The organism is Ruegeria sp. CDSC045 (assembly GCF_059610725.1).
The window spans coordinates 659647-674619 of the sequence record NZ_JBXWOE010000001.1 but is presented as its reverse complement, the minus strand read 5'-3'; the positions used below and the strand labels follow the sequence as shown (position 1 = coordinate 674619).

At 57.2% G+C, this 14973-nt stretch carries 18 protein-coding genes; 6 read left to right on the top strand and 12 right to left on the bottom strand.

From position 1 onward, the window contains the following. Window positions 1-4 precede the first annotated feature (4 nt). Window positions 5-1156, top strand: a complete 1152-nt coding sequence (locus tag AC2FH6_RS03350; protein ID WP_496701172.1) for a peptidoglycan DD-metalloendopeptidase family protein — start codon at window positions 5-7, stop codon at window positions 1154-1156. 63 nt (window positions 1157-1219) lie between these two features. On the opposite strand, the gene AC2FH6_RS03345 is transcribed toward AC2FH6_RS03350, so the two are convergent. Both AC2FH6_RS03345 and AC2FH6_RS03340 read right to left on the bottom strand, forming a co-directional pair. After that, entirely contained in the window at window positions 1220-1891 is a 672-nt protein-coding gene (locus AC2FH6_RS03345) for a helix-turn-helix transcriptional regulator (RefSeq protein WP_142633463.1), read from the bottom strand. Between the two features lie 21 nt (window positions 1892-1912). Further along, the gene (locus AC2FH6_RS03340; RefSeq protein WP_496700470.1) at window positions 1913-2218 is read right to left on the bottom strand and encodes a hypothetical protein; all 306 of its coding nucleotides are present in this window, start codon (window positions 2216-2218) and stop codon (window positions 1913-1915) included. Between the two features lie 219 nt (window positions 2219-2437). Here AC2FH6_RS03340 and AC2FH6_RS03335 point away from each other — a divergent pair, with 219 nt between their 5' ends. The 4 genes from AC2FH6_RS03335 (at window position 2438) to AC2FH6_RS03320 (ending at window position 4992) form a co-directional block, all read left to right on the top strand. Continuing rightward, window positions 2438-2653, top strand: coding sequence for a twin-arginine translocase TatA/TatE family subunit (locus AC2FH6_RS03335; RefSeq protein ID WP_142633467.1), 216 nt, complete (start codon window positions 2438-2440; stop codon window positions 2651-2653). Window positions 2654-2659: 6 nt separating this feature from the next. Beyond that, on the top strand, window positions 2660-3118 hold the full coding sequence (gene tatB, locus AC2FH6_RS03330) for a Sec-independent protein translocase protein TatB (protein ID WP_496701170.1): 459 nt from the start codon (window positions 2660-2662) through the stop codon (window positions 3116-3118). Further along, window positions 3115-4032 (top strand): twin-arginine translocase subunit TatC, encoded by a 918-nt coding sequence (gene tatC / locus AC2FH6_RS03325; protein ID WP_142633471.1) that lies wholly within the window; start codon window positions 3115-3117, stop codon window positions 4030-4032. The genes tatB and tatC overlap by 4 nt, the downstream gene beginning before the upstream one ends. Window positions 4033-4149: 117 nt before the next feature. Then, on the top strand, window positions 4150-4992 hold the full coding sequence (locus tag AC2FH6_RS03320) for an ATP-binding protein (protein WP_496701168.1): 843 nt from the start codon (window positions 4150-4152) through the stop codon (window positions 4990-4992). 60 nt (window positions 4993-5052) lie between these two features. Here the strand turns inward: AC2FH6_RS03320 and AC2FH6_RS03315 are convergent, their stop codons facing one another. The 7 genes from AC2FH6_RS03315 to AC2FH6_RS03285 form a co-directional block, all read right to left on the bottom strand. Then, window positions 5053-5697 (bottom strand): SDR family NAD(P)-dependent oxidoreductase, encoded by a 645-nt coding sequence (locus AC2FH6_RS03315; RefSeq protein WP_496701166.1) that lies wholly within the window; start codon window positions 5695-5697, stop codon window positions 5053-5055. Between the two features lie 42 nt (window positions 5698-5739). Continuing rightward, entirely contained in the window at window positions 5740-5988 is a 249-nt protein-coding gene (locus tag AC2FH6_RS03310; protein ID WP_496688283.1) for a hypothetical protein, read from the bottom strand. Between the two features lie 251 nt (window positions 5989-6239). Further along, the gene (purF, locus tag AC2FH6_RS03305) at window positions 6240-7763 is read right to left on the bottom strand and encodes an amidophosphoribosyltransferase (RefSeq protein WP_281994533.1); all 1524 of its coding nucleotides are present in this window, start codon (window positions 7761-7763) and stop codon (window positions 6240-6242) included. Window positions 7764-8379: 616 nt separating this feature from the next. Then, window positions 8380-8985: a CvpA family protein gene (locus AC2FH6_RS03300; RefSeq protein WP_142633482.1), complete on the bottom strand. Its 606-nt coding sequence runs from the start codon at window positions 8983-8985 to the stop codon at window positions 8380-8382. A 41-nt stretch (window positions 8986-9026) separates the two neighbouring features. Beyond that, window positions 9027-10388 carry a DNA repair protein RadA gene (gene radA / locus AC2FH6_RS03295; RefSeq protein WP_496700467.1) on the bottom strand — a complete coding sequence of 454 codons (1362 nt, stop codon included), beginning with the start codon at window positions 10386-10388 and terminating at the stop codon, window positions 9027-9029. A gap of 121 nt (window positions 10389-10509) precedes the next feature. Further along, window positions 10510-11289 carry a DNA repair protein gene (locus AC2FH6_RS03290; protein ID WP_142633486.1) on the bottom strand — a complete coding sequence of 260 codons (780 nt, stop codon included), beginning with the start codon at window positions 11287-11289 and terminating at the stop codon, window positions 10510-10512. 148 nt (window positions 11290-11437) lie between these two features. Continuing rightward, window positions 11438-11890, bottom strand: coding sequence for a paraquat-inducible protein A (locus tag AC2FH6_RS03285; protein ID WP_271947376.1), 453 nt, complete (start codon window positions 11888-11890; stop codon window positions 11438-11440). 118 nt (window positions 11891-12008) lie between these two features. Between AC2FH6_RS03285 and AC2FH6_RS03280 the strand changes: the two genes are divergently transcribed. After that, complete coding sequence (locus AC2FH6_RS03280) at window positions 12009-12419, top strand: hypothetical protein (RefSeq protein WP_496701164.1); 411 nt, start codon at window positions 12009-12011, stop codon at window positions 12417-12419. On the opposite strand, the gene AC2FH6_RS03275 is transcribed toward AC2FH6_RS03280, so the two are convergent. From AC2FH6_RS03275 to alr, 3 genes are read right to left on the bottom strand one after another with little or no spacing between them, the layout of a single operon-like run. Next, window positions 12416-13162 carry an ABC transporter ATP-binding protein gene (locus AC2FH6_RS03275; RefSeq protein WP_496675882.1) on the bottom strand — a complete coding sequence of 249 codons (747 nt, stop codon included), beginning with the start codon at window positions 13160-13162 and terminating at the stop codon, window positions 12416-12418. The genes AC2FH6_RS03280 and AC2FH6_RS03275 overlap by 4 nt on opposite strands. Further along, window positions 13159-13941, bottom strand: a complete 783-nt coding sequence (locus AC2FH6_RS03270) for an MlaE family ABC transporter permease (protein WP_142633494.1) — start codon at window positions 13939-13941, stop codon at window positions 13159-13161. The genes AC2FH6_RS03275 and AC2FH6_RS03270 overlap by 4 nt, the downstream gene beginning before the upstream one ends. Further along, complete coding sequence (alr, locus tag AC2FH6_RS03265; RefSeq protein ID WP_496701162.1) at window positions 13938-14972, bottom strand: alanine racemase; 1035 nt, start codon at window positions 14970-14972, stop codon at window positions 13938-13940. Before alr ends, AC2FH6_RS03270 begins: the two co-directional genes overlap by 4 nt. Window position 14973 lies beyond the last annotated feature (1 nt).

Here is a 14973-nt window from a genome sequence, read left to right as displayed (position 1 = left end):
TAAAATGAGAGCAGTTTCCAAATCAGCAATGCGCCGCTGTGCGTTAGGAGTGGCTAGCCTTGCAATCCTGGCTGGGTGCGAAGGGCCGCTGGACTATGATCTTCGCGGACAGGTAGGCGGTTTTTCCACCGCCGAAGCAGCACAGTCGGCGACGACCAACCGGCCCGCACCGGATGCCAGGGGTGTCATCACATATCCGACCTATCAAGTGGCGATTGCTCGCCGCGGTGACACTGTCAGAGACTTAGCCGCAAGGGTTGGTTTGCCTGAAGGAGAGCTGGCGCGTTTCAATGGTCTAATGCCTACCGATTCCTTGCGCGAGGGCGAAGTTGTGGCACTGCCCCAGACGGTCGGTTCCGCAAGCTCTGTCGATATTGCGACGATAGCTGGTACGGCAATCGACGAAGTCCCCGCAAATGGCTCGGTCCGTACATCAACGCTTGAACCCGCAAAACCTGCGGCGGCACCGGCACCAACCGGTCCCGAACCGATCCGCCACAAGGTGAAACGTGGTGAAACGGCATTTACAATTTCACGCCTCTATGACGTTCCCGTTGAGGCGCTGTCAGACTGGAATGGATTGGATTCCGATTTTACCGTCCGCGAAGGCCAGTTCCTTCTGATCCCGGTGAAAAGCCAACCCGCACCGCGCAAAGCTGCTGTGCCTGCAACGAATGTGACACAGCCCGGCCAGGGGTCTCCGACACCGACGCCGCCCAGTGCTACGCAGCCCTTGCCTGACGAAACCATTTCCCCGGCCACTCCGGCGCCTGATGTGACCGCCGAGGCACCAACAAACCAAAGCAATTCGGCGCTTGGGCTTCCTGTGAACGGTACGATTATCCGCACCTATCAAAAGGGAAAGAACGAGGGGATCGACATCGCAGCGGCCGCAGGATCGCCTGTAATGGCGGCAGAGGCGGGAACTGTTGCGGCGATCACTGCTGATGCAGATCAGGTTCCGATCATCGTTGTTAAACACAACAGTGATCTGCTGACCGTCTATGCCAATGTGGCAGATATCACGGTCAAGAAAGGGGATCGCGTGCGACGAGGGCAGAAGATTGCCTCGCTGCGGAGCGGGGACAACGCCTATGTCCATTTCGAAGTGCGCAAAGGCTTCGAATCTGTAGATCCAGAGCCCTATCTGAAATGATAAGAATGGCCCCGTCAGGGCCATGCCGCTGGCAGGGATAATCCCAACCCGATGACGGCAGGGTTAAGCGTATGGGTCGTAATCGCTTAGACGCTTTCCCGGCTCGTCTGCAAAAATCTCGGGCAGGGGAAGGACGGTTTCGATCAGGTCAATTCGGAAGACCCGGAAACCATCGCGGAGTTCACACCAGGAAGTCAGCGTCCAGACTCGTCCCCAATACTCCATATGCAATGGCCGAATGGTGCGCTCGGTCAGCACGCCGTCGATCCTGCGGTAACTCAGACGTAATTTTTGTCGTGATTTGATGGCGGCGCGGATCGGGGCCATATGCGCCAGCCCGCGTGCGGCATCGGCAAAGGGGTATACCGCAAATTTCCAGCTGTCAGCCTCGGAAATCACCTGGGTCGGCAGCACGGCGTCGATCTTTTCAGCCAAAGACTCGGCGGCGGTTTTCAAGTCGGGGTCGGCGGCCTCGGCCACGATTGCCATGCCAAGGTTCAGCGCTTCCAGTTCGGCCGGGGTCAAATTCAGCGGGGGCAGGGTGATCTGCTCACGCACCATATAACCCACGCCGCGCTCACCTTCGACCGGAACGCCCGAGGCGGCCAACGTATCCATGTCGCGATAGATCGTGCGGACCGACACCTCGAGTCGATCCGCAATGTCCTGCGCACGGTGCAGTTTGCCGTCGCGCAGGATCTGGATAATGTCGAACAGACGATCAGTACGGCGCATGACACGCCGCTCTGACCGGGGTTATGCGGTCATGTTCCATAGCACGTTCTCGTGGCGCATCTGCATGCCTTCGGGGTTGATCGCTGCGATCAGTGCGGGCGCAAAACCCTGCTGCGGGAACTGCGCAGCTGCGTCCTGTGCGGCCTTCATATCGGTCCAGATCACGTAGTCAGTCCAGCGCCCGTCTTGGCCTTGACTGAGTTGACGATGGGCAAACCCCGGAGCTGCGCGTACAAAGGCTTCGGACGCTTGGCTGAGTTTTACAAACTCTTCCGGGGTTGTCCCGTTGGCGAGGGTGAAGGTGACGATTTCTGCAACATGGGTCATGTGAATCTCCGTTGACCAGGTTTCGATACCGCCTACCTAGCCCCTACCAACTGACACAAACCTGTCAGTTGATCAATCTGAGGCCGTAAAAAACATCGGATCGGATCAAATTTGAACGCAGATTTGAACCAACTCACTTTTGCAGGCGGGCCAGCGGGCGTAGACACGGACCCAGATCACATTTCCGGCGTACGGCGCCGATGTTATAGGAGAAGAGAGATGCTCAACAATATTGGCCTTCCCGGCATTCTGCTGATCGCAGTTGTGGTTCTGGTGCTATTCGGCCGTGGCAAAATCAGCTCGTTGATGGGCGAAGTGGGCAAAGGCATTACGTCATTCAAGAAGGGCGTCAAAGAAGGCGCAGAGGAACTGGATCAGGACGCATCCGAGCTGGCCAAGGACGTCACGCCCGAGACCGACAAAGACAAGGTCTGATCCGGTATGTTTGATCTGGGCTGGACCGAGCTTCTGGTCATCGGCGTCGTTGCCCTGATCGTTGTGGGGCCAAAGGATCTGCCGGTTTTGTTCCGTAATGTCGGTCGTTTTGTCGGCAAGGCCCGTGGCATGGCGCGCGAATTCAGCAGTGCCATGAACGATGCGGCGGATCAGGCCGGTGTAAATGACATCAAAAAAGGTCTCAACGCGGCCACTAACCCTGTAGGCAGCGCCATGGATGGTGTGAAAGAAGCCGCGCAGGACCTGGCCAAAAGTATCGACCCCACCAAGTTTGACCCCGATAGCGAGACCGGTAAGCTGGCCGCCGAACGGGCCGAACAGGCCAAGAAGATTCAGGCCTCGACCGCACGTGCTGCGGCTGAGCGTAAGGCGAGAGAAGCCGCCGAAGCGATGGCCAAGGCTGAAGAGGCCGAAGCCGCGCTGAAAACCGAAGGCAAATCATGACCGACACAGACGAGATCGAAGACAGCTCGGCCCCATTGATCGAGCATCTGGCGGAACTGCGCACCCGGCTAATCCGCGCGGTCATTGCCTTTGTAATAGGCATTGTCCTGGCCTTTACGGTCGCGGAACCGATCCTGCAATTCCTGGTCCAACCAATCGAGGCAACGCTGCGCGATCTGGGCGATCCTTCTCCGACTTTGCAATATACCTCGCCACAGGAATATCTGTTTACGCTGTTTCGAATTTCGATGGTGTTTGGGTTTGCGCTGGCCTTCCCGGTGATCTCCTATCAACTCTGGCGCTTTGTGGCGCCCGGTCTGTACAGGTCTGAGAAGGGCGCTTTCCTGCCATTCCTGGTCGCCTCGCCGTTCATGTTCCTGCTTGGGGCATCATTTGCACAATTCGTGGTAACGCCGCTGGCCATGCAGTTCTTTTTGGGCTTTGCGGATGTCAGTTCGATTTTCGCCAATCTGTTGTCGGCGACTACCGGAGATGTTCCAGAAGAGATCGTGGTTGTGCCCGAAACCACCGAGGGCGTGAAGATCACGTTCTTCGGCAAGGTGAATGAATCGCTGGATATCACGCTGAAATTCATCCTTGCCTTTGGTCTGTGTTTCCAACTGCCTGTGCTGCTGACCTTGATGGGTAAGGCCGGACTTGTCAGCGCCGAGGGTTTGGGCAGTGTCCGAAAATACGCCATGGTAGGTATTCTGGTGCTTGCTGCCCTTGTGACACCGCCAGACGTGATCACTCAGATCATCCTGTTTGTCGTGGTCTATGGCCTCTATGAGGTGTCGATTTTTCTTGTCGCCCGAGTTGAGAGAAAGCGCGAGGCCGAGTTGCGCGCAGAAGGATACTATGACGACGAAGAAGAGGCGGATGCCGATATCATCCACGAAGAAGACGGCAAATAAAGCTGCGATCAAGCAATGAACAGGCGCGCCCAGCCCGGCGCGCCTTTTTCATGCGCCGCTCTTGTCGCGCCGGGCGGAACATGGTTTGAGACCCTGCAGACACGACCGGAGGCCCCAATGGATGACCAAGCTCTGAACCGTATTGCCGACGCGCTGGATCGCATTGCCCCGGCGCCTCTGGCCGCGCCCGATTTTGCCGCAGCTCCGGCTTTTGTCTGGCATGTCGAACCCGACCGCCTGGAACCGGTTAAGCAGGTCAATCGGGTCGATTTGGATCTCTTGGTGGGTATCAACCGGTCTCGCGATACACTATTGGACAATACACGCCGCTTTGCCGCTGGATTTAAGGCCAACAATGCGCTGCTCTGGGGCGCGCGTGGTATGGGCAAATCCAGCCTTGTCAAAGCGGTCCACGGCACCCTGCAGAACGAACATCCTGATCTGAAACTGGTTGAGCTGCAGCGCGAGGATATGGGCTCGGTCGCGCGTCTGCTGAACCATCTACGTGCAGCGCCGCATCGGTTCATCCTGTACTGTGATGACCTGTCCTTCAGCCACGATGATCAGCACTACAAATCGCTCAAGGCAGTGCTGGACGGTGGCATCGAAGGTCGCCCGGAAAATGTGGTCTTCTACGCCACCTCAAACCGCCGCCACCTGATGCCGCGGGATATGATCGAAAATGAACGTTCCAGCGCCATCAACCCGTCTGAGGCCGTAGAAGAGAAGGTCTCACTGTCGGACCGGTTCGGGCTATGGCTGGGTTTCCATCCTTGCGATCAGGACGAATACCTTGCCATGATCGACCGCTATTGTGCTTCTTACGGCGTCTCGGTCGACGCAAACACCCTGCGCGCCGAAGCGATCGAATGGCAAGCCACACGTGGCGCGCGCTCGGGCCGTGTGGCATGGCAATTCTTCGTCGATCTGGCCGGAAGAAACGGTGTTCACATCGCGTAATCCGCCGGCTTCATCTGGCTAAAAATACCTCCGCCGGAGGCATGGCCCAATGGGCCATTCCTATAACAGAGCCAGAATGCGCGCCGCTTCATCTGCGGTGCTGGTCAACCCATCCCGATCCTCACCGGGATGAAACCGGGCACGCACGGCAGTAGGCATGGCAGCCGGTTCCACGATGCTCACACGCGGCCCGGTGCGCTCAGTTTCCAGCGCCCAGCTACGGGCCAGAGCCATCTGCGCCGCCTTGGTGGCACCGTAGATGCCATAGAATTTCTCGCCCGCCTTCGGATCATCGAAAAATACCGCATGGCCGGCCTCACCCAGCAAAGGCGTAACATAGGGGATCAGGACCGACGTGGCGGTTGCGTTGGTGTTGATGGCTTTGGTCCATTCCTTGGGGTCAATGAAATGGGTCGGCGTCAGGGCCGAAGTGTGAACCGCAGTATGCAGCCACAGGTCCACCTTGCCCCAGCGATCATGGATGCCACGACACAGTGTCGCCATCGCATTCGGATCTGCAATATCCATCGGAGCCAGGGTGGCTGAACCGCCCTTTACTTTGATGCGGTCGTCCAGTTCTTCCAACCCGCCGGTGGTGCGGGCGACAGCGACGATGTGGTACTCTGGTGCCAGCGCCTCGGCCAGGGCAGCGCCCAGCCCGCGTGAGGCCCCGGTGATGAGGGCGATTTTAGTCTGATCGGTCATGACTGCGGTTTGAACCCAAGCGCGCAGCGCGTCAAGACAGGATTAGCTGCCCGGGATCGCTATGCGCGTCGTCTGACCGCTTTGTCGCAGCATGATGCCCTCGGCATCAATGGCCACAATAGTACCTGAAGACACACGGCTGCCCAGCTTGACCTCTTTGACCCGGCCAGAAGACATCCGCATCAGCGCGCGCATATCGGCTTTTGGCCCAAACACCCCAAGCAGGGTGACAGAGTTTTTGCTAAGCGCGCCCTGTTGCGTGGCCGCGCTTGTGACGGTTTTGTTTGACATAGAGTGCGGCTGCGGCACACGGCCCCAACCCCTTTTGATGAGTGGTTGGAGGCGGACTATCAAACGCAACAAGGGAACAAAAGGTCCGGTGAATTGTCCGTTCCGTCACTTTCAAAAGGCAGTCGGTGAACCCATTGCGATTGCATTTCCTTCGCCAAAAAGTTGTGCGCGGAAACTAAGCGAATTTACACCGATGCAGTCGGAAACCGCCCGGCTTGAACCGGGCAGAGAGCTACCGATTCGCCGGGAACTTATCCCGAAGCCAGCTTGGCCGCGTTCCAGGATCCGCCGGGCACCTGCATGTCTTCACGTTTCTTACTAACGCGTGAACTGCTCTCGAGCGTATCCAGATAGTCTTTGCTGACGCTTCCGGTGATATATTTTCCGTCAAAACACGAACAGTCGAACGCTTCGATTTCTGGATTTCCTTCCTTGGCGGCCCAGATCAGATCGTCCAGATGCTGATAGATCAGGGCGTCTGCACCCAGCTCCTGCCGGATTTCCTCGACCTCTTTGCCATGGGCAATCAGCTCATGTTTGGTGGGCATGTCGATGCCATAGACATTCGGGTATTTCACCGGCGGTGAGGCGCTGGCAATGTAGACCTTCTTGGCTCCAGCCTCGCGGCACATTTGCACAATCTTCTTGATCGTGTTCCCGCGGACGATGGAATCGTCGATCAACAGAACATTGTGGCCGTCAAACTCTAGCGGAACCGCATTCAGTTTGCGGCGCACGGATTTCTGACGTTCGGCCTGACCGGGCATGATGAACGTTCGTCCGACATAGCGGTTCTTTACCAGTCCTTCGCGATAGGGGATGCCGGTGATCTTGGCCGCCTCAAGCGCGACGGGGCGGGCGCTGTCTGGGACCGGGATGATCCGATCAATCTCAAGCCCTGATTCCTGGATCTGTTTGGCCAGCGTCTGCCCCATACGCATCTGCGTTTTATAGACAGAGACGCCGTCCAACAGAGAATCCGGACGCGCGAGATAGACATATTCAAAGATACAGGGTGTCAGCTTGCCTTCGACCGCCTGGAATTCGTGCATGTTGCCGTCCAGGTCGATCAGGATCGCTTCGCCAGGGCGCAGGTCGCGCATCTTGTTGAAGCCGTTGATGCCAAAGGCCACATCTTCCGAGGCAAACGCAAAGTCGTCGCCACCGCTTTCGGTTTCGCGGATGGCCACCGAGAGCGGGCGAATTCCGTGCGGGTCGCGGAAGGCCAGCATTCCGACACCTGCTATCAGGCAGATCACCGAATAGGCGCCCTGTACCCGTTCCATCGTCATCTTCACACCGGCAAAGATATTCCGAATGGGCTCGGCGTTGCCATTGACCTTGATTGCGTCAGCAACCTTGTCCGCCAGAACGTTCAGCAGAATTTCCGAATCTGACGTTGTGCGCAGGTGGCGGCTGTATTTTCCGGTGACCTTCTCACGCTGTGCGGCAGTGTTGGTGATATTGCCGTTATGAACCAGGTAGATGCCATACGGGGCATTCACGAAGAACGGCTGCGCCTCGGCCGCGCTGAGCGACCCGGCAGTCGGATAGCGCACATGGCCAATGCCGACCTTTCCAAGCAGGGTATCGGCGTCCTGAGCGTTAAACACATCCTTGACCAGCCCGTTGGCTTTCTTTTCGCGGAAGAACTCTCCGGTATAAGTGACGATACCCGATGCATCCTGACCCCGGTGCTGTAGCATCAAAAGCCCGTCATAGATTTCCGCAAACACATCATGTGTTCTGCTTGCGATCCCCAAAATCCCACACATGTACGGGCTCCAAATTACTATGACGATTTAAGTTGTGGCGGTGTTCGGAACATCAGCATGGCGGTGTCTTTGCCTGATACTTCCCATAGATCTTGGGATGCAGACGCGCCCTGGTCGCAAGCGGCAGGCGCGAAAGAAAACAGATACAGCAAGATCGGCAGCTCCGATTCCATGTCAGTTCGGACTTCACATAAAGCCTTACGGAGGCTGTGTCATCAAAGGATCACATTTGCGATTTGACGCAGGTGGAATTTGCCACAATGGCCGAACAAAAGGTGACAGGTTTCGCAGCTTGTGCTGTCATAGAGGAAACAATCCGAAACAATAGTTTCTTCAAGCCAAGCGGATTTCAGACATGTGGCAAAACAATCAAGGTCAGAAAAAGCAAGAACCGGTAAAACGCCGGTGCCACCGATGCCGTGGAATGGGGCGCGCACCCTGTCAGATTTGCGGAGGCGCAGGTGAAGTGATCAAAAGTCGGGACATTTTTGGCAAGCCCGTCATGTCCCGTTGCGAAGGGTGCTTTGGGCTGAAAAACATCAGATGCACCGTTTGCGCCGGAGAAGGGTTTGTCTAAGTCGAATTGAAAAAGCCCGGCTTTGACCGGGCTTTTGCTTTATTCCGCTGCAGGTGCTTCAGGGGCGGCAGGTGCGTCGGATGGATCGGCGCTTTCACCACAGCTGGCTACCAGTTCTTCATATTGGGATGTTACCCACCCCAGCGCGGCTTCGGGGTTTTGCTCTTCGATTTTGTCGCTGAATTGTTCGAACACTTTGGCTGACCGGCTTTCATCGACGATGGTGTAGGATTGGCCCGTCATGACTGTGTCATAGACGAAGAAGGCAATCGCCACCAAAAGGATGCCGCGCGCGATTCCAAAGAAAAACCCAAGTGCCTGATCCAAGCCGCCCAGTGCAGACCGTTGCACAAGAGATGAGAACAGTGGGGTGAATATACTAACCACGATCAGGGCAATGGCAAACACGCCAGCGAACCCGGTGATAACCGACAATTCACAACTGTCGCGCAGGAAATCTCCGACAACGGGGATTTCTTTGACCAGTGGAACAGCCTGTGGTGCGAAAATGAATGCCAAAACTGCCGCCGCAACCCATCCCGCGATCGCGAGAATTTCCCGCAACAGGCCACGGGAATAGGCCAGCAGACCCGATATAACGATGATCAGGGCAACTACCCCGTCAATTATTGTAAAACCTTCCATGGCCCTCGCCCGTAATTTTTTCTGCCCCTCAAGGCGTTACCTTAACCTGCTCCGAAGGTTTCGCCAACAAACCCTACCAAATCAGAGGGCCGGGTGAGTGTCAGACCTGCCACAGTACCGGTTTTCCCGCCTGCCGGAGCTATGGCGGATGTGAAACCAAGTTTTTGGGCTTCTTTCAACCTGTTTTCTGTCTGAGGGGCCGGTCTAAGTGCCCCGGACAACGAGATTTCTCCGAAAACGACGGTGTCCGTTGGCAGGGCTGTGTCCTCGCGCGCGCTGAGTAGCGCGGCAGCAACGGCAAGGTCCGCGGCTGGCTCGGTGATTTTAAGCCCACCTGCGACGTTGAGATAGACATCGAGCCCGGCAAAGGGGATGCCGCAGCGGGCTTCGAGCACGGCAAGGATCATTGCCAGCCGTCCGCTGTCCCAGCCGACGACGGTTCGGCGAGGCTGAGAGTGGGGGGATGGGGCAACCAGCGCCTGAAGCTCGACCAGAACCGGCCGTGTCCCTTCGATACCAGCAAATACGGCCGATCCGGGGCTGGGCTTGCCGCGTTCAGATAGAAACAGGGCCGACGGGTTTGTGACTTGTGCCAGACCCTTGCCTGTCATCTCGAACACGCCAATCTCATCGGCTGGACCAAACCGGTTCTTGACCGCGCGCAGAATGCGGAACTGATGCCCGCGTTCGCCTTCGAAATAAAGAACGGTATCGACCATGTGTTCAACCACGCGGGGGCCAGCGATCTGACCATCTTTGGTGACATGGCCAACCATGATGATTGAAACTCCGTGTCGTTTCGCAAACGTGGTCAATTCATGTGCTGCGGCGCGGACTTGTGACACTGAACCCGGTGCGCTGTCGACGTTGTCGGCCCACATGGTTTGAATTGAGTCGATGATTGCGAGACCGGGTTTCTCGGCTTCCAACGTGGTGAGGATGTTACGCAGGTTGGTTTCGGCGGCCAGTTGCACAGGCGCATCTTCAAGCCCTAACCGGCGCGCGCGCATCCTAACCTGCGCGCTGGCTTCCTCGCCCGAGACGTAAATGGTTTTCACACCCGCACGCGAGAACCGGGCCGCGGCCTGCAGCAAAAGGGTGGATTTGCCGATGCCCGGATCCCCACCTACCAGTAAGGCCGAGGCGGGGACGAGTCCGCCTCCCAGCACGCGATCCAGCTCCTCGACCCCGCAGAGCGTGCGGGGAGGGGGAATTTCCTCGGTCGACAGGTCCGTGAGTGTGATGGACTGGCCACGCTTGCCGCCGAGGGATTTTTTGGCCGGGCCAGCCGAAAGGGGTACGTCTTGCGTGATGGAATTCCATTCACCGCAACCGTCACAGCGCCCGGACCACCGTGAATGAGTGGCACCGCAGGCCGAGCATGAAAAAGTTGTCTTTGCCATGGCGCCCTTGGTGCCCGAGGAATGGCGGTTCTTCAAGCCCTCGTGGGCCTTCATCTCCACCGGTAGCGCGCCATATCCTCAGGCCCGTTTGGGCCATCGTCCATGGCGGGCGCTGTCGCGCCTATTCGGCGGCGCGAGGTGGCGACATAGCTATGACGCTCGACGGCTTCGATGCACCGTCCTTGGGCTGCTGCAGTTGCGCTGACAATTCCGGCAACAGTTCGAAAAGTTCGTCGCGCAGGCGGGTTAGCTGAGAACGAGCGATGGATTCTTCGATTTCAACATCATGGGTCCACTGGCGCAGCTCGTGCTGAATGGTTTGCGCCTCTTCCAGCCGTTGCTGAAACAGTTCGATCTCTTCCTGGCGTTGCTGCAGGAATGTGCGGGCACGGGCGATGCGGGTATCCCCGTAAGTTTCGGCCAGTTCTTGGCTGATCTGGCTCATCTGCGCGGCCAGCTCCAGAATCTCTGGTTCGAGCGATTGTAGGTTGGGATGTTGGCGCAGGAAGGCCATCCGCTCTTTGACCGCATCAAATTCGGACGACAGGATAAATGCCCCGCTGCGGTCCTGCGCATGGGCCAGCTGATAGGCATGGGCGATGTCGTGCATGTTCAGCGCAAATTTACGGTGCGCGTTTTCCAGGGCCATCATCCGGGCATTCGCAGGAAGGTAGAAGGCCAGCATCAGGATCAGAGCGGTCAGGCCAATCTGAACATAGATCCCGGCGTCGATGATGGTACCGCCTGCCAGTCCGGCTTGCATGGAAAGCCATGGCAGCACGCCCAGGGCGGATAGCATAGTGGTTGCGACGGCCAGAAAAGCCGCGGAACAAATCAGAAAAAATGTCAGTCGTAAAAATGCGTTTTGAAACTGTAATGTTAACGTGTGGAGTGCGGTCATGTTCGACGATCTCCTTCTCAAACCGATACATATCGGGCCGAAGCGGACAAAGGTTGAACATAAATTTTGATCCGCTACGGACCGATCACTACAAGAAACTGGCTGCTCGAAATATTAAGATGATACTCAGATAAGTGTTTTCAATCAATTAGGTCTGATGATTTCGTGATCTGGATGTCATCTCGGTAATAATACCTAGGGCGATTGAGGCCAGAATACAGGCCGTAAACAGGTAAAGCCCCCATGCGGTTTCGATGGTCGCGTAAGAGATGCCTTTGGCCAGAGTGATATAGAGCGCGATCAGGAAAATGTCGGCCATCGCCAGCTTGCCGAGGATGTTCAGCGCCGGCTGAACGCGCGCATCCAGCAGGTCCCATTGGATCAGGGCGGTGCCGATGGTTTTCAGATAGGGGGCAAAAAGGGCAAAGACGGTGACGATCAGCGCGAGGAAGATATCGGACTTCCAAAGGGACTGGAGCCCGGTGATGACGCTGATTTCGCTGAGGCCGAAGATGGGCAGAAATCCCGCGCGCATCAGCGGAGCGAACCACGCGATGGGGTAGAGGATCAGCAGAGAGAGGGTGACGAGGCGGAGGGTCATTATAGATACTCTTCGGAACTTTTCGATAAGGTGAATATTTAACCTCAGTCTGTATTGTGCCTATACCGATATCCGAAACGCTATTGATACACATCACTTTGTTTACGAAAAAATTTATATGGCTGAACCTGTTATAAAAATTGTCGAAGGCCCGTCCCCAACCCAGAAGGGGGTTAGCGAGGCTATAGCTGTTGGCCTCGCGGGGGTTCTTTCAGCGGGAAGTGTCGCTGCAGACATTATGCCATTTGATCGCGAACAGTTGTTTGGCGTAATGCATTTTCGCCTCCAGGAAGCGCTGCAGGCGCAACGCAGGGCGCGTTGGTTCGGTGGAAAAATTTACAATCGATTTTCAGGGCAAGATCCCAATTACGTTCTGTTTTCGGGAACTCATCTGGGTCAAACATTGGCGCTTGCCCGGATTCAGACGCCAGATTTTGTGGTCCCGCGTGGGAAATATTTGCTGCGGCTAGATTATGTAAAAGAAGCCTACGAGAACTTGAAACAAGAAAGGAAAGGTGCGCCTGTCTAACGCACCGCCTCTATCGGCCCCTCAGCACTACCGCTGATGAACTGTTCCACATAGGGGTCGCCCGAGGCGTCCATCTGCCCGACGGGGCCGGTCCATTGGATCACGCCTCCGTGCAGCATAGCGACGTTATCGGCAATCGCGCGGACCGAGCTCATGTCGTGGGTGATGGTCATCGCGGTGGCGCCCATTTCGGTAACGATCTCGCGGATCAGGTCGTTGATGACACCGGACATGATGGGATCAAGGCCGGTGGTGGGCTCATCGAAGAAAATGATCTCGGGCTCGGCGGCGATGGCGCGGGCCAGGCCCACGCGTTTTTGCATACCGCCCGACAGTTCGGCCGGGAAACGATCGGCCACATCCGCTTTCAGGCCCACGCGGCGCAGTTTCTCGACGGCGATCTCGCGCGCCTCGTCCACGGGACGTTTGAGCGAGCCGCGCAGCAGGCGGAAGGCGACGTTTTGCCAGACGGGCAGCGAGTCGAACAGCGCACCGCCCTGAAACAGCATTCCGAACCGGGCCAGAAAGGCATCGCGGTCGCCTTTGGTGGCGTCTTTACCGTCTACATAGACCGTGCCGCTATCGGGTTTGATCAGGCCAAGAACGCATTTCAGTGCCACCGATTTGCCGGTGCCCGATCCGCCGATGATGACCATCGAGGTGCCCTTGGGGATCTCGATATTGACGCCTTTGAGGACCTGATTGGACCCAAAGGCTTTATGTACATTCTCCATCCGGATCATATCGAGAAGAACACCCCTGTCAGAACGAAGTTTGCAGCCAGAATCATGATTGCGGCAGCCTCGACCGAAGATTTGGTCGCAGCGCCAACGCCCTGCGCGCCCCGGCCCGAATTCATGCCGTAGTAGCAGCCCATGGTCGCAGTGATCAGGCCAAAGGCCGCGCCCTTGGTAAGCGAGGAGACGATGTCATGAAATTCGAGGAAATTCATGGTGTTTTGCAGGTAGGCCGCGGCGTTGAAGCCCAGGCTTTGGGTCGCCACGATATATCCGCCCGCAATGCCGATCACATCGCCAACCGCAACTAGAATCGGCACTGTGATGACGGCGGCCAGCACCCGCGGCGCGGTGAGGTATTTCATCGGATGGGTGGACAAAGTTACCAGCGCGTCGATCTGCTCGGTCACTTTCATGGTCGCGATTTCGGCGGCGATGGAGGATGTGACCCGCGCCGCAATCATCAGACCACCCAGAACAGGCCCAAGCTCGCGCACCATGCCAATCGCTACGATTTGTGGCACCACAGCTTCGGCATTGAAACGCGCACCACCTGCATAGATCTGAAGCGCCAATGCACCGCCAGTAAATATCGCCGTCAGGCCGACCACCGGCAGGGACATCCAACCGATATTCATCAAAGCGACCGCAAATTCGCGCGGATAATAGGGGGGGCGGAAAATATGTGAAATCGCGTCCACAAAGAACAGAGCGACCTTGCCGAAATTTGCAAGCAAAGACAGGGCTGTACGTCCCAACCCGCCCAGCATTGAAAGAGGGTTCATTCGATATAGCCCCGAGAGTAGCGCGCGCCTAGAGATGTCAGAATTTCATACCCGATGGTGCCGGCGGCCTCGGCCAGATCATCTACTGTCTGGTGACCGTTGAGAATACGCAGGCGTTCCGGATCCTCGGGCAGATCCGTTACGTCGATGGTGATCAGATCCATTGAGATCCGGCCAACGACAGGGCAGGGCCTGTCCGCCACAAAGGCATCAATGCCGCCTCCGATAGCGCGGTGAAGCCCGTCCGCATACCCGGCCGCAACCGTGGCGATACGGGATTTGCGCCGCGCGACCCAGCTATTGCCGTATCCCACACTTTCGCCGGGCTCGACCTCGCGCACCTGAATGACCGGAAGGTCGACGGTGACGACGGGTTTCGCATCGGCAAAGGGTTGTCCGCCATACATCCCGATACCGGGACGGCAAAGGTCGAAGTGATAGTCGCTGCCCAGAAGGATACCGCCGGTGGCCGCAAGCGATCTGGGGGCCGCACTTCCATCGGTCAATTCGTGGAACACGCGCAGTTGGTGGCGATTCATCGGGTTGTCAGGCTCATCCGCACAGGCGAGATGCGACATCACCAGCGACGGATTAAGCGGCTCAATCTCGGTGCGCAACGCGGCCCAGTCCGCAGGCTCAATCCCCAAGCGATTCATGCCGGTATCCAACTGGATTCCAAAGGCGTGTTCAGGCAAGGCCTGACGATGGCGGCGGAACTGTTCGGACGAATTCAGCAATGGCGTCAAATTGTGTTGGAGCAGTAGGTCGCTGTCGCCTTCCATATGCCCGGAAAAAACACTTATCGTTGCGTCGGGCCCGACAGCCTCGCGCACGGCAGCGCCTTCTTCGGCAGCCGCGACAAAGAAATTTCTGACACCTTCTTCAGCAAGTGCGGCAGAGACAGGACCAGCGCCCAGGCCATAGGCGTCGGCCTTGACCACGGCACCCGTTTCACAGGACGTCTTTGCATCAAGCGCCTGCCAGTTGCTGGCCAGCGTATAAAGATTGATCGTTAAGCGTGCAGTACTCATG

Coding starts and splice junctions, on each gene's coding strand:
- AC2FH6_RS03350 (WP_496701172.1), top strand. CDS start 5: ATGAGAGCAGTTTCCAAATCAGCAATGCGCCGCTGTGCGTTAGGAGTG.
- AC2FH6_RS03345 (WP_142633463.1), bottom strand. CDS start 1,891: ATGCGCCGTACTGATCGTCTGTTCGACATTATCCAGATCCTGCGCGAC.
- AC2FH6_RS03340 (WP_496700470.1), bottom strand. CDS start 2,218: ATGACCCATGTTGCAGAAATCGTCACCTTCACCCTCGCCAACGGGACA.
- AC2FH6_RS03335 (WP_142633467.1), top strand. CDS start 2,438: ATGCTCAACAATATTGGCCTTCCCGGCATTCTGCTGATCGCAGTTGTG.
- tatB (WP_496701170.1), top strand. CDS start 2,660: ATGTTTGATCTGGGCTGGACCGAGCTTCTGGTCATCGGCGTCGTTGCC.
- tatC (WP_142633471.1), top strand. CDS start 3,115: ATGACCGACACAGACGAGATCGAAGACAGCTCGGCCCCATTGATCGAG.
- AC2FH6_RS03320 (WP_496701168.1), top strand. CDS start 4,150: ATGGATGACCAAGCTCTGAACCGTATTGCCGACGCGCTGGATCGCATT.
- AC2FH6_RS03315 (WP_496701166.1), bottom strand. CDS start 5,697: ATGACCGATCAGACTAAAATCGCCCTCATCACCGGGGCCTCACGCGGG.
- AC2FH6_RS03310 (WP_496688283.1), bottom strand. CDS start 5,988: ATGTCAAACAAAACCGTCACAAGCGCGGCCACGCAACAGGGCGCGCTT.
- purF (WP_281994533.1), bottom strand. CDS start 7,763: ATGTGTGGGATTTTGGGGATCGCAAGCAGAACACATGATGTGTTTGCG.
- AC2FH6_RS03300 (WP_142633482.1), bottom strand. CDS start 8,985: ATGGAAGGTTTTACAATAATTGACGGGGTAGTTGCCCTGATCATCGTT.
- radA (WP_496700467.1), bottom strand. CDS start 10,388: ATGGCAAAGACAACTTTTTCATGCTCGGCCTGCGGTGCCACTCATTCA.
- AC2FH6_RS03290 (WP_142633486.1), bottom strand. CDS start 11,289: ATGACCGCACTCCACACGTTAACATTACAGTTTCAAAACGCATTTTTA.
- AC2FH6_RS03285 (WP_271947376.1), bottom strand. CDS start 11,890: ATGACCCTCCGCCTCGTCACCCTCTCTCTGCTGATCCTCTACCCCATC.
- AC2FH6_RS03280 (WP_496701164.1), top strand. CDS start 12,009: ATGGCTGAACCTGTTATAAAAATTGTCGAAGGCCCGTCCCCAACCCAG.
- AC2FH6_RS03275 (WP_496675882.1), bottom strand. CDS start 13,162: ATGATCCGGATGGAGAATGTACATAAAGCCTTTGGGTCCAATCAGGTC.
- AC2FH6_RS03270 (WP_142633494.1), bottom strand. CDS start 13,941: ATGAACCCTCTTTCAATGCTGGGCGGGTTGGGACGTACAGCCCTGTCT.
- alr (WP_496701162.1), bottom strand. CDS start 14,972: ATGAGTACTGCACGCTTAACGATCAATCTTTATACGCTGGCCAGCAAC.